The sequence below is a fragment of the Sphingomonas sp. HMP6 genome, from assembly GCF_013374095.1.
Taxonomy (GTDB): Bacteria; Pseudomonadota; Alphaproteobacteria; order Sphingomonadales; family Sphingomonadaceae; genus Sphingomonas.
The window spans coordinates 309,060-325,483 of sequence record NZ_AP022672.1 but is presented as its reverse complement, the minus strand read 5'-3'; the positions used below and the strand labels follow the sequence as shown (position 1 = coordinate 325,483).

The 16,424-nt window shown below is 62.2% G+C and carries 12 protein-coding genes and 1 pseudogene; 5 read left to right on the top strand and 8 right to left on the bottom strand.

The window, feature by feature from the left end:
* Window positions 1-234 precede the first annotated feature (234 nt).
* From HMP06_RS01590 to HMP06_RS01575, 4 genes are read right to left on the bottom strand one after another with little or no spacing between them, the layout of a single operon-like run.
* Window positions 235-1,485 (bottom strand): TolC family protein, encoded by a 1,251-nt coding sequence (locus HMP06_RS01590; protein ID WP_332103020.1) that lies wholly within the window; start codon window positions 1,483-1,485, stop codon window positions 235-237.
* Window positions 1,482-1,781, bottom strand: a complete 300-nt coding sequence (locus tag HMP06_RS01585) for a DUF3240 family protein (protein ID WP_176495499.1) — start codon at window positions 1,779-1,781, stop codon at window positions 1,482-1,484. Before HMP06_RS01585 ends, HMP06_RS01590 begins: the two co-directional genes overlap by 4 nt.
* The gene (locus HMP06_RS01580) at window positions 1,774-4,848 is read right to left on the bottom strand and encodes an efflux RND transporter permease subunit (protein WP_176495498.1); all 3,075 of its coding nucleotides are present in this window, start codon (window positions 4,846-4,848) and stop codon (window positions 1,774-1,776) included. Before HMP06_RS01580 ends, HMP06_RS01585 begins: the two co-directional genes overlap by 8 nt.
* A 10-nt stretch (window positions 4,849-4,858) precedes the next feature.
* The gene (locus HMP06_RS01575) at window positions 4,859-5,998 is read right to left on the bottom strand and encodes an efflux RND transporter periplasmic adaptor subunit (protein ID WP_176495497.1); all 1,140 of its coding nucleotides are present in this window, start codon (window positions 5,996-5,998) and stop codon (window positions 4,859-4,861) included.
* 97 nt (window positions 5,999-6,095) lie between these two features.
* Between HMP06_RS01575 and HMP06_RS01570 the strand changes: the two genes are divergently transcribed.
* Both HMP06_RS01570 and HMP06_RS01565 read left to right on the top strand, forming a co-directional pair.
* Window positions 6,096-6,752 (top strand): response regulator transcription factor, encoded by a 657-nt coding sequence (locus tag HMP06_RS01570; protein WP_176495496.1) that lies wholly within the window; start codon window positions 6,096-6,098, stop codon window positions 6,750-6,752.
* Window positions 6,749-8,101, top strand: a complete 1,353-nt coding sequence (locus HMP06_RS01565) for a sensor histidine kinase (RefSeq protein WP_176495495.1) — start codon at window positions 6,749-6,751, stop codon at window positions 8,099-8,101. Before HMP06_RS01570 ends, HMP06_RS01565 begins: the two co-directional genes overlap by 4 nt.
* A 426-nt stretch (window positions 8,102-8,527) precedes the next feature.
* Here HMP06_RS01565 and HMP06_RS01560 read toward each other — a convergent pair whose 3' ends face one another.
* The 3 genes and pseudogenes from HMP06_RS01560 to HMP06_RS01550 all read right to left on the bottom strand — a co-directional run bounded on the left by HMP06_RS01560 (window position 8,528) and on the right by HMP06_RS01550 (window position 12,532).
* A complete protein-coding gene (locus HMP06_RS01560; protein ID WP_176495494.1) occupies window positions 8,528-10,993 on the bottom strand; it encodes a glycoside hydrolase family 95 protein in 2,466 nt (821 codons plus the stop codon).
* 116 nt (window positions 10,994-11,109) lie between these two features.
* A pseudogene (locus tag HMP06_RS01555) lies at window positions 11,110-11,430 on the bottom strand (glucuronate isomerase); the annotation flags it as partial.
* 76 nt (window positions 11,431-11,506) lie between these two features.
* The gene (locus HMP06_RS01550) at window positions 11,507-12,532 is read right to left on the bottom strand and encodes a LacI family DNA-binding transcriptional regulator (protein ID WP_176498326.1); all 1,026 of its coding nucleotides are present in this window, start codon (window positions 12,530-12,532) and stop codon (window positions 11,507-11,509) included.
* 305 nt (window positions 12,533-12,837) lie between these two features.
* On the opposite strand from HMP06_RS01550, the gene HMP06_RS01545 reads away from it, so the two are divergent.
* The 3 genes from HMP06_RS01545 to HMP06_RS01535 are packed head-to-tail and all read left to right on the top strand — an operon-like array spanning window position 12,838 to window position 15,094.
* A complete protein-coding gene (locus tag HMP06_RS01545; RefSeq protein WP_176495493.1) occupies window positions 12,838-13,338 on the top strand; it encodes a hypothetical protein in 501 nt (166 codons plus the stop codon).
* Complete coding sequence (locus HMP06_RS01540) at window positions 13,320-13,523, top strand: hypothetical protein (RefSeq protein WP_176495492.1); 204 nt, start codon at window positions 13,320-13,322, stop codon at window positions 13,521-13,523. Before HMP06_RS01545 ends, HMP06_RS01540 begins: the two co-directional genes overlap by 19 nt.
* On the top strand, window positions 13,520-15,094 hold the full coding sequence (locus HMP06_RS01535; RefSeq protein WP_176495491.1) for a family 43 glycosylhydrolase: 1,575 nt from the start codon (window positions 13,520-13,522) through the stop codon (window positions 15,092-15,094). Before HMP06_RS01540 ends, HMP06_RS01535 begins: the two co-directional genes overlap by 4 nt.
* Here the strand turns inward: HMP06_RS01535 and HMP06_RS01530 are convergent.
* Window positions 15,091-16,422, bottom strand: a complete 1,332-nt coding sequence (locus tag HMP06_RS01530) for a pectate lyase family protein (RefSeq protein WP_176495490.1) — start codon at window positions 16,420-16,422, stop codon at window positions 15,091-15,093. The genes HMP06_RS01535 and HMP06_RS01530 overlap by 4 nt on opposite strands.
* Window positions 16,423-16,424 lie beyond the last annotated feature (2 nt).

The following is a 16,424-nucleotide window of genomic DNA, read 5'->3' as shown; positions in this document are numbered from 1 at the left end:
CCTTCGACCATGCCGGGTTCTTTGCGTTGACCGGACCGCACAACGCATCGTGCGCGACCTGTCGCAAGCGGGGACGTCGGCCGCTACATCTGCTTCAGCTGCCACGAGCACCAGCCCGCTACCACCACAGCGGCTCTGGCGAGGGAGCGAGGGTCGAGAAGACAAGCCGATACCGAGCCCGTTAGATCGTGGTCGTTGCCGTATATTGGCAGGTCGGAGATCCCCTAATTTGCCTCACTCCGCTTCGCCGCCTGGTGTCCAGATCGTATGCGAGTCGATCCGCAGCCTGAACAGGGCCCGGGCCGCCTCAGCCCGCGCGGCGATTTCCGTGCGCCGGGCATCATTGGCCTGACGTTGCGCGTAAAGCACGTCGCTCAGGTCGATTACGCCCACCGTGTAGCCCCGAGCGGTCCGCGCTGCAGCGGCGGCGGCGCTGGTGGCGGCGTCACGACTAGCGCACCAGGCGTCGAACAGGGCCGCGCCGTCACTCATGTCGGTGTCGGCGATGACGGTGATCGACCGGCGGATGCGTTCCACATCGATGAGCGCGGCACTGGCCTCGGACGATGCCCGGTCGGCAAGCGCGCGCCGGTGGCTGCCGCCGAACGGCATCGAGGCGACGATCCCCGCTCCCCGCTCGAGGCCATCGCGCTCGCTAAACAGGCGGACCCCGAACGATGGATCAGCGACCCGATCGAGCTTCGCGCGCCGTGCAACCACCGCCAGACGCTGCGCTTCGCGGTCCGCCGCGCGGATCTCGTGGCTGCGTCCCAGCACGAGATTGCGCAGCGTCTGCAACCGCTCTTCGGGCATTTCGGGCGGCGCAAGATCGGGCGCAGCATTGCTCAGAGGAATCTGCGGAAACTCGGTCGCCAGCGCCAGCCGTGCCCGTTTGACCGCGCTCAGCGATTGCGCGGCTTGCGCCTGCGCTTGCGACAATACCGACTGCGTCTGATCGACGTCGAGCGCGGCGGCATCGCGCAGCGCCATCCGACGCTTCACGGCGGCAAGCGCCTGCTGATTATAGGTTATGTTCAGCTGATCGTTCCGGTACAGCGCCGATGCCAGCAGCCAATCATGCCACAGGCCAGACAGCATCAAGGCGGCTTGGTGCCGCGCATCCTCGGCATTGTTCGACGCGACTTCCACCCCGAGCGCACCCGCCGACCGGTCAAGCCGCGCCTTGCCCGGCAGCCGGAACGGGCGCGATACGGTGGCGTCGAACTCCGCATAGTCACGCTCCCGGGTAACCGATCGACGAATGGCACTGGCGCTGACCGTGACCTCATAGGGGCCAGCGCGCAGGGCATTCTCCGAAGCCTTGGCGGAATCGATCCGTGCCACCGAAGCGCGGACGGCCGGAGCATTGTCGAGCGCCTGAGCCACCGCCTCGGGCGGGGGCAAATCGTTCCTTTCGGCAAACGCCGGCGCGGCAATGAGGGCGCTGGAGGTAAGAAGCAGCACCAGCCTGAGCGACATCATCATTCAATCCTCCCGCGCGCCGCCAGCGCGATCGCGTGCCACCGCACCGGCATCGTGCGGCGTGCCGCAGTTACCGCCGCGACGAGCCCATCTAGCGCCGTTGCGGAGGCGATCACGGTGACAGCGGCTCGGTCCATGCTGCCGCGAACCTGTTCGGCGGTGCGGGCATCGCCGAAATCGTGACCGAACACCTGTTCGTACGCGACATGAACGGGCGCACCGGTTTCGGTGCGAAGGACGGCCACGAGAGCGTCCAGATCGCCCTTCGCGCAGTAAAAGGTGACGAAAAGGTCAGCCATGCGTCACCGTCGAGCGGGCTTCGCCGAAACGTTCGAAGAGGATTGGCAGCAGAACTAGGGTCAACAGAGTCGATGTGATCAACCCGCCGATCACGACGATCGCCAGGGGTTGCTGGATTTCCGATCCCGGCCCCGTCGCAAAGAGCAGGGGCACCAGTCCGAAGGCGGTGATCGCCGCCGTCATCAACACCGGGCGCAGCCGCCGCTCGGCGCCGCGCCGCACGCTTTCGGCCATGCTCAGCCCCGCGTCGCGCAGCTGCCGAAAATAGGCGACGAGGACGAGCCCGTTAAGCACGGCGATGCCCAGCAACGCGATGAAACCAACGGCGGCCGGCACCGATAGATAGGATCCCGACACCCACAACGAGACGATGCCGCCGACCAGCGCAAAGGGGATGTTCAGCAGGATCAGCACTGCGGCCCTGACCGAACGCAACGTCGCATAGAGCACAAAAAAGATCAGCAGCAACGCAACCGGCACTACCAGCAACAGTCGCGCCGACGCGCGTTGCTGGTTTTCAAACTGCCCGCCCCATACGAGCGTGTAACCCGCCGGCAGCACCACCTTGGCGGCAACGTTCGTCTTTGCTTCTTCGACATAGCCGACCAGATCGCGGCCAGAGACGAACGCCTGCACCAGCGCGAAGCGCGAGCCGTTTTCGTGCGACACCTTGACCGGCCCCTCGATGCGGCTGACGCGCGCCATGTCGCTCACCCGAGCGAGCGTGCCCGCTGGGGTCCGCAATTGCAGGTCGGTGAACAGCGCCGGGTCGTTGCGAATGACATTGTCGCCGCGGATCATGATCGGCACGCGCTTTTGCCCATCGGCGACGACGCCCGCCGGCATCCCCTCGAGCTGCGCGCGCATGGCATCTTCCATATCGCCGATCGGCATTCCGGCGCGCCCCGCCGCCAGCCGATCGATATCGAGCTGGAGATATCCAACATTGTCGTTGGCAACGGTCATCACTTCGGAAGCGCCGCGCACTTTTGACAGCTCGGCCTTCACTTGCCCGGCCAGGCTCGACAAGGTCTTGAGATCGGGCCCGAAGATCTTGACCGCGAGATCGCCGCGCGCGCCGGTGAGCATTTCCGAAACGCGCATCTCGATCGGCTGCGTGAAGCTCGGCGAAATGCCCGGCAACGCTTCCATCGTCTTGCGCAGATCGTTGATGATCAGCTCCTTGTCGCCGCGCCACTGCGACCGTGGTTTCAGGGTCATGAAGCCGTCAGTTTCGTTGAGGCCCATGGGATCGAGGCCAAGCTCGTCCGATCCGGTGCGGGCAATGAAGCTCGACACTTCGGGCACCGCCGCCAGCACCGCGCGCTGCACGGCCAGATCGTCCTGCAGCGAGCGATCAAGGCCGATCGACGGCAGCTTGGTCAGCTGCATAATCACCGATCCCTCGTCCATATTGGGCATGAAGGTCTTGCCGACTGCCGTATAGGCGACGCCCGCGAGTACCAGCCCGACCCCGGCGAGACCGTAGACCAGGCGCTTGCTGGCAAAGGCCCCTTCGAGCAGCGCGTGGTAGCGCGGTGCGAGTTGGCGCATGATCCACGGTTCGCCGTGATGCGCGCTCTTCAGGCCATAGGAGGCCAATACCGGCACCAGCGTAAGCGCCAGCAGCAACGACCCCACCAGCGCAAACACGATCGTCAGCGCGACCGGCGCGAACAACTTTCCTTCCAGCCCCTCGAGCGAAAGCAGCGGCAGGAAGACGAGCGCGATGATGATGATACCGGCGGACACGGGCACGATCACATCGTTGGTCGCGCGGAAGACAGCGTTGAGGCGCGGGCGCCCGTCGTCCGGATCGCTGTTCAGTCGCTCGACGATATTCTCGACGACAACCACCGCACCATCGACCAGCATCCCCAGCGCAATGGCGAGTCCGCCGAGGCTCATCAGATTGGCGGTCAGCCCGACACCGCGCATCAGCAAGAAGGTGATCAGCGCTGCCATTGGCAACACCACCGCCACGATCGCCGCCGCGCGCCAATCGCCTAGGAACACGATCAGCAGAATGACGACCAGCACCGTCGCCTCGAGCAGCGCTTCCTCGACCGTCCCGATGGCGCGCCCGATCAGATCGGACCGATCGTAGAAGACCTTGACCGATGTGCCCGGCGGCAGTGACTTGCGCAGGTCATCGAGGCGCGCCTGCACGCCTTCGACCACGCGCCGCGAATCCGCGCCGCGCAGCGCGATCACGAGGCCCTCGACCGCCTCACCTTCGCCATCCTTCGTCACCGCGCCATAGCGGGTCAGGCTTCCCATCGACACCGTCGCGACATCGCCGAGCCGCACGACCTTGCCCGCGCGATTGGCGAGCACCAGCATCTTGAGATCGTCGATCGACTGCACCGCGCCGACCGCACGCACGATGAGCGCCTCTTCGCCCTGGCCGAGCCGACCCGCACCATCGTTTCGGTTGCCGGTGTCGATCGCGCTGCGCATGTCGGCAATGGTGAAGCCTGCACTCGCGAGCGCGACCGGATCGGGGCGGACTTCGAACGTCCTGACGAACCCGCCGAGCGAATTGACGTCGGCCACGCCCGGCACCGTGCGCAGCGCCGGGCGGATCGTCCAGTCGAGCAGATCGCGCTTGGCTGTCAGGTCCAGTGGCCCGTCGATCGTGAACATGAAGATTTCGGACAAAGGGGTCGATATCGGCGCGAGGCCTCCGCTAACCGACGCCGGCATTTCAGCGAGCGCGCCGGTCAACCGTTCGGCCACCTGTTGGCGCGCCCAGTAAATGTCCGTCCCGTCGGCGAAGTCGATCGTGATATCGGCAATCGCATACTTCGCGGTCGAGCGCAGAATGGCCTGCTTGGGAATGCCCAGCATTTCACGCTCGATGGGCGTGATCACGCGGCTTTCGACCTCCTCCGGCGTCATGCCCGGTGCCTTCAGGATCATCTTGACCTGGGTTTGCGCGATATCGGGATAAGCATCTACCGGCAGGCTGCGGAACGCGAGCACGCCAAGCAAGGCAACCAGCACTGCCATGACGAGGACGAGCAAGCGATACGACAGCGAGGTCGCGACGAGGGAACGGAGCATGGCGGTCGCGCTACCGGCCGACGGCGAGCGATTTCAGCTCGCTCGTGCCGGAGATGGCCACCCGGTCGCCACGGGCAAGGCCAGACAGGATTACGGCGCTGCCGCCGCTGCTGCCGCCCCTGACGATGCTTCGACTGGCGAAGCCGGCGGACGTGCGGACGAAAACCACGTCACCGCCATTTGTGCTCGTCACCGCTGCAACCGGGACGACCACCGCTCCCGCAGGCGCCGGAGCGAACACCACGATCGTCGTCGCTCTGCCTGCCGCCATCGCCCCCTGTCCCGGGGTCGTCCCTCCCGCGATCGTTGCCTTCAGCATTGACGATCGGGTCATCGGATCGAGCGTCGCGCCGACCGAGGTCACAGTGCCGCTGATGCTTTCACCCAGCCGGATTGCCATGCCCGGCTTCACCGAACCGATCAGCCGCTCGGGAAGCTGCGCCTCGACTTCGTAGCGATCGGCAGCGTCGATGACATAGGGAGCAGATGTCCCATCGACCGGGCTGCCTGCCTGCAGGCTAGCGGTGGTCACGCGACCGGAAATCGGCGCGATAAGTGTGTACGTGCCCGCGCCGCCCGACGCGTTGGCGCGTGCCAGGATTCTGCCCTTTTCGGAGACATCGACCTGCGCTTCGCGCAGCACGGCATGCGCTTCGTCCGCCCGCGACCCCGCAATCACGCCCTCCCGACTGAGCTGGCCAAGGCGACCTGCATTGGCCTGCGCGAACCCCAGTCGGGCCCGCGCGCGCGCCAGATCTGCCCCCATCATCAGCACGTCGCGGCTGGCGATGATCGCCAGCGGCTGACCGCGCCGCACCGCTTCCCCCTCAATTACCAGAGTCCGCGTGACGACGCCGGCAAAGGTCGCGGCAACCGCCACCCGCGCGTTGGGCGGCGGCACGATCATTGCCGGCAGGCTTGCCAGCGGCACCACATCGGCTTGAGCCGCGGTTGCGAGACTGATGCCAAGTCGGGCAATCTGATCTTCGCTCAGCGCGATAGCGCCGGGCGAAGACGTGGCGACAGCGGCGGGCAGCGCTGCGCCGTCCCCACCATTGGCGATCGGCAGGGCGTTAACCCACCACATGCCGGCAAGGACGGCAGCCAGCGTAACCACCCCCGCCACGATCAAGTTGCGATTTTGCCTCATGTCGGTCGCCCTAGATCGGAAAGCTGTCGATTAGCTGTCAGATTGACAGGTAAATGGCAGAAAGTTGATCTAGGACCGCAATCAGGGAGTGAGCCGATTGCGGGTACTGATTGTCGAGGATGAGGTGGAACTGGCCGCGCGCATGGCCGCCAGCCTGGCGCGCCATGGCATAACCGCGGAAATCGTCGGCACCGCCGAGGATGCCGAGAGTTTTGCGTTCGACGGCTTCGTCGTTCTCGTCGTCGATCTGGGGCTGCCGGGCATGAGCGGTCTGGAACTGATCCGCTCGCTGCGTGCGCGTGGTCTGAAAACGCCGGTTCTGATCCTCACCGCGCGCGGCAGCTGGCAGGACAAGGTCGAGGGACTGAACGCGGGGGCCGATGACTTCATCGTCAAGCCAGTGCGCATCGAGGAACTGGTGGCGCGGCTTCACGCGCTGGCGCGGCGGGCGGCGGGGCACAGCGCGAGCCGACTGCGCGTGGGCACGCTCTCGCTTGATCCGGCGCTCAAACAGGCGTTCATCGGGGATGATGCGATCGACTTAACCGGCACCGAATATCGCCTGTTGTCGCTGCTCATTTACAATGCCGGACGTGTGCTCGGTCAGTCCGCCATCCTCGATCACCTCTACCCGCTTCAGGCCGAACGCGATCCCAATACCGTCGAGGTGCATATGGGGCGCCTACGCCGCAAAGTCGGTCGCGACCGGATCAAGACGGTGCGTGGCATTGGCTATCGGTTGATGACGGCATGAACGCCGATCTCAAGAGCTTGCGCCTGCGTTTCCTGTTTGCGGCCCTGTTGTGGGTCAGCGCGGCAACCGTGATTGCGGGCGGCTTCATCTCCAGCCTCTATCGCTGGCACACCACCGAACAATATCGCACCGACTTGACCGGGCATTTGAAGGAGCTGGCGATCCTGACGGCGATCGGCGCCGATGGGAGGCCGATGCTCCAGCGACCCATGTCGGACCCCCGCTTTCGCGAATCTGGATCGGGGTTTTATTGGCAGATCGAGGAACCGGGGAAACCGCCAGTCACGTCCGCAACGCTCGGCAATGCCGTTCTCCAAGGCCGCTTCGCGGTTCGGCCAGAGCCCCAATCGGGGTGGAACCGGGGCCCGTCCGGCGACGTCCTCGAGCTCGGCGTGACCCGGACTGCACGCGGTGTCCCGACGCCGCTGCGCTACACAATCGCGATCGATCGCCGGCTGATCGAAACCGCGATCGACAAGTTCAACCGCGACTTGGCCCTGTCGCTTGCCGTTTTCGCGATGTTGATGATCATCGGCGCGACCGTGCAGATTTCCTATGGTCTGCGCCCCGTCCGCGTGATCGGCGACAATATCGATCTGTTACGACGCGGCAAGCTGGCCCGTTTGCCGACCGACGTGCCCAGCGAATTCGCGCCGCTGGTCGCCCGGATGAATGCCCTCCTCGATGTGCAATCGGCAATCGTCCAGCGTGCACGTGTTTCGGCTGGCAACCTGGCGCACGGCCTGCGAACGCCGCTTGCGCTGATCGGTAGCGAGGCCGATCTACTCGGTGCCAGGGAGCAGGGTGCGTCGGCCGATTTCATTCAGGCGCAGTGTGATCGCATGCAGCGCCAGATCGATTTTCACATGGCGCGCGCAAGCGCCGCGGGCACCCGCGTCACGGGTTGCGTCGCCAATGTGGCGGCACTCGTGTCGCAGGTCGTCGACGTGATGCAGCGGCTGCACGTCGATCGCAATCTTGTCTTCCGCATCGATGTCGCAAGCGATGTCGAAGTGAACTGCGATCCGTCCGACCTAGCGGAGATGCTCTCGAACCTGATTGATAATGCTTGCAAATGGGGCATTCGAACGGTTGCCATCGCAGCATCTGCAATCAACGACTGCGTCATGATCACCATTGTCGACGATGGCCCCGGTATTTCACCGGAGTTGCGGGCTTCGGTCTTCGAAGTCGGTATGCGGCTCGACGAGACCAAGGCTGGCCGCGGGCTTGGCCTCGCTATCTCTCGCGACTTGGCGACACTTTATGGCGGCACGGTCGAACTGGCTGAAGCTGAGGGCGGCGGGTTGCTGGCAACGCTGAAGCTGGAATTGTCGGAAGGCGACTGACAGCGGCACGAAATAGGCGAAATTGCTGGGCCAAGCGCTTCCAGCCAGGGTCAACGATCAAACTTCATCTGAGCGGTTCCGGGACAATCGGGGCCTATCGATGTGAATAGGCGTCGAAGCGGGACCCGTGGATTTTTACCTATAACCTATTGGGATAGCACTGGAAATTGCTATCAAAGCGAGGTCCCGTTTCAACGCCTCTCTACACTCATCCTGATTGACGCGCTGCTCATCCAGATTGTCGCGCCACACAAATCGACCCTCGACGCAAACGATGATTTGATCACAATGGGTACTCTACCCAAACATGGCACCAAATCAGGGCAGCACGTCAGCGGAATGGCAATCCCTTGCCGGATAGACTTCGCCCTTAACGACGAACTGCATCGTGGCGTGAGCGGTTCGCAATGGACTGACAACGCCGGCTCAAGAATTATATTGCTCCAAACATTGTGCGCCCTTTGATTGTCTGAATGTGACGGGTTTTTTGGCCTGCAATGACACCACGACCGAACGGTTGCGCTGTCTGATCAAAACCTGTTGGTTGATCGGCGACTGCATCCGAACCGAGGTGACAACACCTTTCGACCAGGACATTTCGAGTGCAATTTCCCCCTGCAATCGCAAACCGCTGACCCAGCCACTTTGCCATTGCGCTGGCAACGCTGGCAGGAGATCAAAACGGCCGTTGTGTTGTTGCACCAATATCTCGACGATCGCGGCCACTGCACCGAAGTTCCCGTCGATCTGGAACGGTGGATGGAGCGTGAAAAGATTGGGGCAAAGGCGGCGGGTACTGAATAGCTTGGCCAGTGATTCATAGGCCCCGGCCCCGTCGTGGAGGCGCGCCCGGAGACAGGCGCGCCACGCTAGTCCCCAGCCGGTCGTATCCTGATCGTTCGCCAACGAGGCGCCGTAGCGCACAGCAAAATCGCCCATCCCGCTTGTGCCGCTCGCCTCGGATTTTCCGTCACCGCGCAATTCGAGCGTGCGCTTGGCTGCCTTTGCAAGGTCCGGGGTCTCGACTGGGTGAATTTGCCGTGAAGGGTACAAGGCATAAAGGTGTGAGATGTGCCGGTGATGCTGTTCGGGGACTTGAAGATCCCAATCTTGCGGCCATTCTTGCAGCTGCCCAGCGTTACCAATTTTAAGCGGACTCAGTTTGGCGATGTTCTTGGTCAGTTGATCCCTGAACTCGGATTCAATGCCGAGCGTTTCGGTGGCCTCGATCGTACAGCGAAAGAGATCGCGAATGATCTCGGTATCCATCATCGGGCCATAGCAGAGCGCTGTACCGAACGGGGTCTTGTTCTCAGGTGAAATGGACGGGGCGGTAACCAGATAGCCGGTTGCGGGGTCGACCACCATCGAGGTGAGGAAGAACTCGGCAGCGCCTTTCAGGATCGGCCAGATCGAAGCGAGGTAAGTCTCGTCCCGGTTGTACCGGTAGCGTTCGAACAGATGCAGTGTCAGCCACGCTCCGCCGGTTGGCCAGTAACCCGATCGGGCACGATCAATCGGTGCCGTTGCACGCCACAGATCGGTATTGTGATGCGCGACCCAGCCTTTTGCGTCCCAGTGATCAGCGGCAGTTTTCTTGCCTGTCTCGGCGAGGTCGCGGACCATCTGGACCAAGGGCTCGACACAAGCCTGCAATCCCACCTGCTCGGCCGCCCAGTAATTCATCTGGGTGTTTATGTTGATTGTATATTTGGATCCCCAAATAGGATCGTCGTCGGCATTCCACAGCCCTTGTAGTGTCGAAGGTTGGCATCCCGGCCGCGAAGACGCAATCAGCAAGTAGCGGCCATATTGCGCCATGAGCGCCGCAAGCTGCGGATCGCGTTCAAGGTTGTTGGCAGCCACCCGCTTGTCGGTTGGCCAAAGGCTAAGGTCTGTACCCCCTAAATCGATATCGAATGACCGAAAATAGCGCTGGTGCTCCGCGACATGCTCCGCCTCAAGCGCATCGACGCCCTTCGCCATCGCAGATTTCACCAGAGCACTGGTCAACGCCTCGGGATCTGCCGAGACATCTTTATAGTTGACGGAGTTGGTTGCAGTCGCAGCAACGATCTCGATGGTCTGGGCGCCAGTTACCCATAAGCCTTCGGCTACCGGCTCGAACGTCGCACCGGGGGCATTCACCAGCAGGTGCAGACAGAAGCGAAGTACACCGTCGACGCCATAGGCGGAACGATTGACCCCGCTAACGATCATCGTGCCATTCGGGCTTGCTTCGATCTGCACGCCCGCAGCTCGATGGTAACCGATCAGCAGGCGCCTAACCGCGGGCCCCGTCGCTCTGAAACGCCGTACCATGACATTGGCTGGCGCGCTGATGAAGGTGCTCCATTCGCCAACGCCTTCTGCCGTTGTGTACCGGGAACGCGCAATGGCGGTCTCAAGATCGAGCGAGCGTGAAAAGCTGGCTGTTTCCGCCAAACCGTCAAACTTGAACGTCAGTTCGCCGAGACTCTGATAAGGCATCTGGCGTGATGGCATTGCCATCATGTGTTCTTCGAGTATCGCCTGCGCTTCCAGCGGCTGGTTATTCAGCAGGAGGTTTTGGACCTCGCCCAGATGTTTATAGGCACCCGGACGCGATGGGCTGTACGGGCCGCCAGCCCAGAATGTGTCGTGGTTGAGCTGCAGCTTCTCGTAATCCGGCGCGCCATCCAGCATGGCCCCGAACTGACCGTTGCCAAGCGGAAGACGTTCGGTCCAGCTCATGGCCGGTTTATCATACCACAGCACCCATTTACCGCGATGTTGCTCGGCTGGCTTAGTTTTGCGCAGCAGCTTTGCGATGACTGGCTGTCCGCTGCCAAGGACCGCCAATATGCCACTGTAGCTTGCGGATCTCAGCAAAACCTGACGGCGCGAAAACATCTGCGAAATCCTTCCCTTAAACGGTATTTGCCAAGGATGCTTTTTGACGAGCCAGCGCCACTAAGAGTTGGCGCCGGATGCCAAGCCCTAGAATTCGGAGTTCAATGCGGCTTCGACCGATCAGGCAACGCGCGCGGACGAAATCCCTCGGTCGCCAGCTTGTCGCCGATCATGTCGAAATAGTGATCGGCGCTTGCTGTATCCCGCGTGATCTCGATACCGAACACATTGGCAAAGACGTGATCGAGCCACAGCCGTGGTGGCGTGCCCCGGAACAGGTGGTAATTGGCGGCGGACCACACAGGATCGGTGTGGCCGTGCGAGCTGACAATGGGCAGATTGGCAACCTGCGCAGACAAAGCACGCGCAATGCCCCGGATCGACGGATCAGCCGGAAACAACCGATCAGGATCAAGTCTGAGCTGTCGGGCCGCCATTTCATCTCCGCCACGGTGCATCGTGCGTGCTGGTCGAGACTGGTAACCGGTGTCAGATATCCTCGCAAGCGCGGGGTTATGATCCCGGCACGGCCACAGATGCCCGGCGGATCAGCGTCGAGAGGAATTGCGAGGGTTCCTCGACCGGATCACTGCCATCAACCCCCGCCAGCAATTTCAATGCAGCAGACCGCGCCATCGACACAATCGGCCAACGAACGGTGGTAAGCGGCGGCCACACATGCGCGGCCACGGGTGTATCATCAAAGCCGATGATCGACAGATCACGCGGAATATGCAGCCCGCGCTCCAGTGCGGCATGCATCACACCAGCCGCCATTTCGTCATTCGACGCAAAAATCGCCGTGGGCCGCGGCATCACATCAAGCAATCGATCCGCCGCGATGCGGCCCGAATCAAACGTGTAACTGCCATCAGCAACCATTGACCGCGGCAAAGCAATGCCCGCCGCGGCAAGTGCCTCCTCAAACCCCTCGCGCCTTTCAAATGCCGAGCGAAACCCATGCGGCCCAGCCACGAGGCCGATCCGTCGGTGCCCCTGCGCAATCAGATACTCAATCGCCATCCGCACCGCCTCCCGATCGTTGGAGGCAACCATGTGCGCGGAATCATCCAGCATGGCGGAACCCATTCGCACGTAGCGGCAGCCAATTTCGCTGCATAATCGCGCAATTGAATCATTTTCACTGATGGGCGGCATCAACAAGACCCCAAACAACCGCTGGCGTTCCAGAAAATGCCGCAGATCCTCCAGCATCGTGGCCGAACCGCGATCAAGCGGGCGCACCACCATTTCAAATTCAGTGCCATGTAACGCCTCCAGCATGCCCTGCTGAACATTCATCACTGTTTGCGCATTGGGATTGTCGTGCACCAACCCGATCAGGAAATTGCGGCGCAATGCCAGCGCGCGGGCCTGCGGATTAGGGATATAGCCCAGATCACCAATCACCTCCTCCACCTTGCGGCGGGTATCATCGTTCAGCAGCGGGGAGCGGTTGATCACCCGGCTGACGGTTTTTTTCGAAACCCCCGCAATACGGGCGACATCGTTGATGGTGGGTTGGCCGGTGCTTTTCATCATGGCCGCCATACTGCGCCCTATTGTTCGCGAACAGCCCCAGCAATACACTGCGCGCGCTTGCGCTAAGAGCAGCGGCGCGGCAGCGGGACCCGATTAATACCCCTTACCTAAAGTTTAAGGGAGGGCAGCTTTGGTGCACGCAGGCTTTGATTGCGCATGGCCCACCCTGTTTCATGCAGGCAACCTGACAGACAGCCGTTGACACCGGTTTCCCTTCGCCGCACGGTGCTGCACAGTAAGCGACGTGCTGGCTGATAGGAGCGGCCAAACTGCATAAAAAGCCAGGGGAGCGGGGTGAATTGATGCGGCGCGTCGTCGACCAGAATATTGCGCAAATTGCGACCCGCTTTGTCGATGCCAGACGCAGCGCATCAGTGCTGACCGATTATCCGGGGATCACTCCTGTCGACCTGTCAGACGCCTATGCCATTCAAGATTCGGCGATTGCGCTCATCGCCGGGGAAATCGTCGGCTGGAAGGTCGGTCGGATCAACCCGCCGATTGGCGATGTCGATCGCCTCGCCGGGCCGATCTACACCTGCGTCAATGCGGCTTCCACCGATGCGCCAACCGCAATGCGGGTGTTCGCAGGCGGTTTTGCGGCGGCAGAGGCCGAATATTTGCTGCGCATCGGGACCGCGCCAAACCCTGCCCAGCAGCATTTTTCAATCGATGAGGCCGTTACACTGATCGACGCGGTGCATGTCGGTATTGAAATCGCCAGTTCGCCCTTTGGCGGCATCAACGATCATGGTGCCGGCGTCGCGATCTTGATGAGATTCGCGTGTATGATCACGCTATGAACGATGGCGATGTCGCGCGCATCGCCAACGAACCCACCGTTCGAACCGCCGAGATTCTGGCGGTGCTGGCAATCGAAGCCGGTGCGCGGGGTAAGCGCGGGCGCGCGCTCATTGCGTTGCACCAGGCGATGCTGGTCGATGGGCGGATGCGGATCGATGAAATCGCAAGGCGGGCACAGGCATGACCATATCGAGACGAGAAGCATTGTTGGCAGCAACCGGCTCAAGCGCGCTAATGCTGCCCGGCGCGGCGCCGGCCCGGTTGGGGCAGCCTCGGCGCGGCTATGACAATCAGCGCGTGCCCGATTTGGGCAATGGCCGCTTCATTAATCCGGTGCTTGCAGGCGACCATCCCGACCCCGCGATCCTGAAAGACGGAGCGGATTATTATGCGACATTTTCCAGCTTTGACAGCTACCCCGGCTGCATCATCTGGCATTCGCGCGATCTGGTAAGCTGGCAGCCGATTGGCCCCGCTCTCATCCGCAATATCGGATCAGTATGGGCGGTTAGTCTGGCCAAACATACCGGCCGATATTTCTTGTATATCCCGGTGAAATCGAAGCCCAATTCGATCTTCGTGATCTATGCCGACCGGATAGAAGGGCCGTGGAGCGATCCGATCGACCTAACGCTACCCCACCATATTGATCCCTGCCATGTGGTGGGCGAAGACGGCGCCCGATGGCTGTTCCTGTCGGGCGGGGACCGTGTACGCCTCAGCGCCGACGGGCTCAGCACGGTCGGCGTGCCTGAACATGTCTATGATCCGTGGCGCTACCCCAGCGACTGGGTGGTCGAAAGCTTTTCTGCAGAAGGCCCTAAGATTGCGCAGCGCGGGGAGTGGTTTTACCTGATCACCGCAGTTGGCGGCACCGCGGGCCCGCCGACCGGGCATATGGTGATCGCCGCCCGATCGAGATCAATCAACGGCCCTTGGGAAAATTGCCCGCACAACCCGCTGGTCCGCACCCGCGACACTGCCGAACGCTGGTGGTCGCGCGGCCACGCATCGTTGATCGAGGGGCCGGCGGGCGATTGGTGGGCGCTGTATCACGGGTATGAAAACGGCTATTGGACGCTGGGACGGCAAATGCTGCTCGATCCCGTGCGCTGGACTGGCGATGGTTGGCCGCAGATGACGGGCGGCGATCTCTCCACTCCCCTTGCCAAACCCAAAGGCGGTCAGCCTGTGCCGCATGGCATGCCCCTGTCGGACCGCTTCGACAGATTTGCCCTAGGGACGCGGTGGAGTTTCTATCGCCCTGATGCTGAAGAACACCGTCGTGCCAGCGCAACCAATGGGGTCCTGACGATCGCCGCAAAGGGCACTGCGCCGTTCAACAGTTCGCCGTTGCTTACTATCGCCGCCGACACTGCCTATCGCTTCGAATGTTCGGTTGAAATCGATCCCGGCACCACGGCAGGCTTGGTGCTATTTTACGATGATCGGCTCTATTGCGGGCTCGGATTTGATGCGACCCGATTTGTCACCCACCAATATGGCGCCGAACGCGGCCGCCCTGCCAACCCGCATGGCACCTCCATGCGCATCCGCGTGACAAACGACCGCCACATCGTGACGTATGACACCAGCGGCGATGGCGGCAAAAGCTGGACGCGATTTGACCGCGGCATGGAAGTATCGGGCTACCATCACAATGTGCGCGGTGGTTTTTTAATGCTCCGTCCAGGGCTTTATGCCGGCGGAGCAGGCAGCGCTCGGTTCCGCGACTTCACCTATCGGGCGCTTTAACGAAGCGCCGTGACAAGGCCGTTCAGATACGCCTCGATATGCGAGTACCCCCCCGCACCGACGCCAGTGGAATCGTCTTTTTTGGGGTTCAGATGATGGGCAACCTCCCATGTATCCGGCATGCCATCGTGGTCGCTGTCGCGCGGCGCGGGCAGTGATTTTAGCGCAGGCCAGCCGCCCATGTCCCTCTGGCTGTCGATCTGGTGGCCGGTGCGGTCGCGGACGCCCTGCACCACCGCCAGATCAATTGGATCGCGCGATTTTGATGCGCCTGCCGCCGCCAGCACGCGCGCATAGGCGCTCGCCGCCGCATCCTGTGCCACCGGCCCAACATCAACCGGTGTCGCCAGCCGGTACCCATCGGGCTGAACGCCAACGACAAGACTCCACGGATCGACCGGGACGTTGCCGTTCATGCTGTTGCCCGCGAAATAGGCTTTGGCCAGCATATCCGATTCTTCAAACGCGATCGCTTTTTTCGATTGCGGCCCGGCGACATAGCTGTTGTCGATGAAATTATACCGTGACAGCGTCGCCTTATCGGCGTTGTAGCCCGAATGGCCCCCGCCCCAGTTGTAGAACACGTTGGAGCGGAAATCGAAAAATGCCCCAACCAGATCGACATCAGGCCCTGAATAATTGCCCGGCCGCGGCATTCGCGCCGCGTGGTTCGCCCATAGATTGTGGTGGAAGCTCGCCTTTGATCCCCGCCCGCCACGGATCAGGCTGCCATAGCCATGGTCGCCCTTAGCGTGCAGCGAGTGCGTCAGCGAATTGGCAATGATCGACCATTGCACGGTCAGGTCAAAATACCCCTCGCCCGGCTTTGTGTAATTGGCCGAGGCCGACAGCGTTTCATCGACGGACCAGCTTGCCGAAACATGATCCAGGATGATCCGATGGCCCGCCGCGACCCAGATTGCGTCACTCTCTGTTCTGGATTCGTCGCCTAACCGCGACCGGATGTAACGGATGACGACATCGTCGGCTGCCACCTCCAGCGGATGATCGCGCAACGTAATGCCGTCGCCCGGCGCGCTTTGCCCTGCAATCGTCACCCGCCCCTCGCGAATGCGCAGTGGCTTGGTAAGCTTGATTGTCCCCGAAACGGCAAACACAATGATTCGCGCGCCAGGCGTTTCCACCGCCACACGCAGGCTGCCAGGGCCGCCGTCCTCCAGCGTGGTTACGGTGAGCACCCGCCCGCCGCGCCCGCCAAGCGCCAGTCGTCCAGCGCCCTCAGCCCCTGGGAACGCCAGCTGTTCTGCCGCCGCTGGTGCCGTTGACAGCACCAGCAATCCGGCGAGCAGAACAGCGTGTTTCATCATCA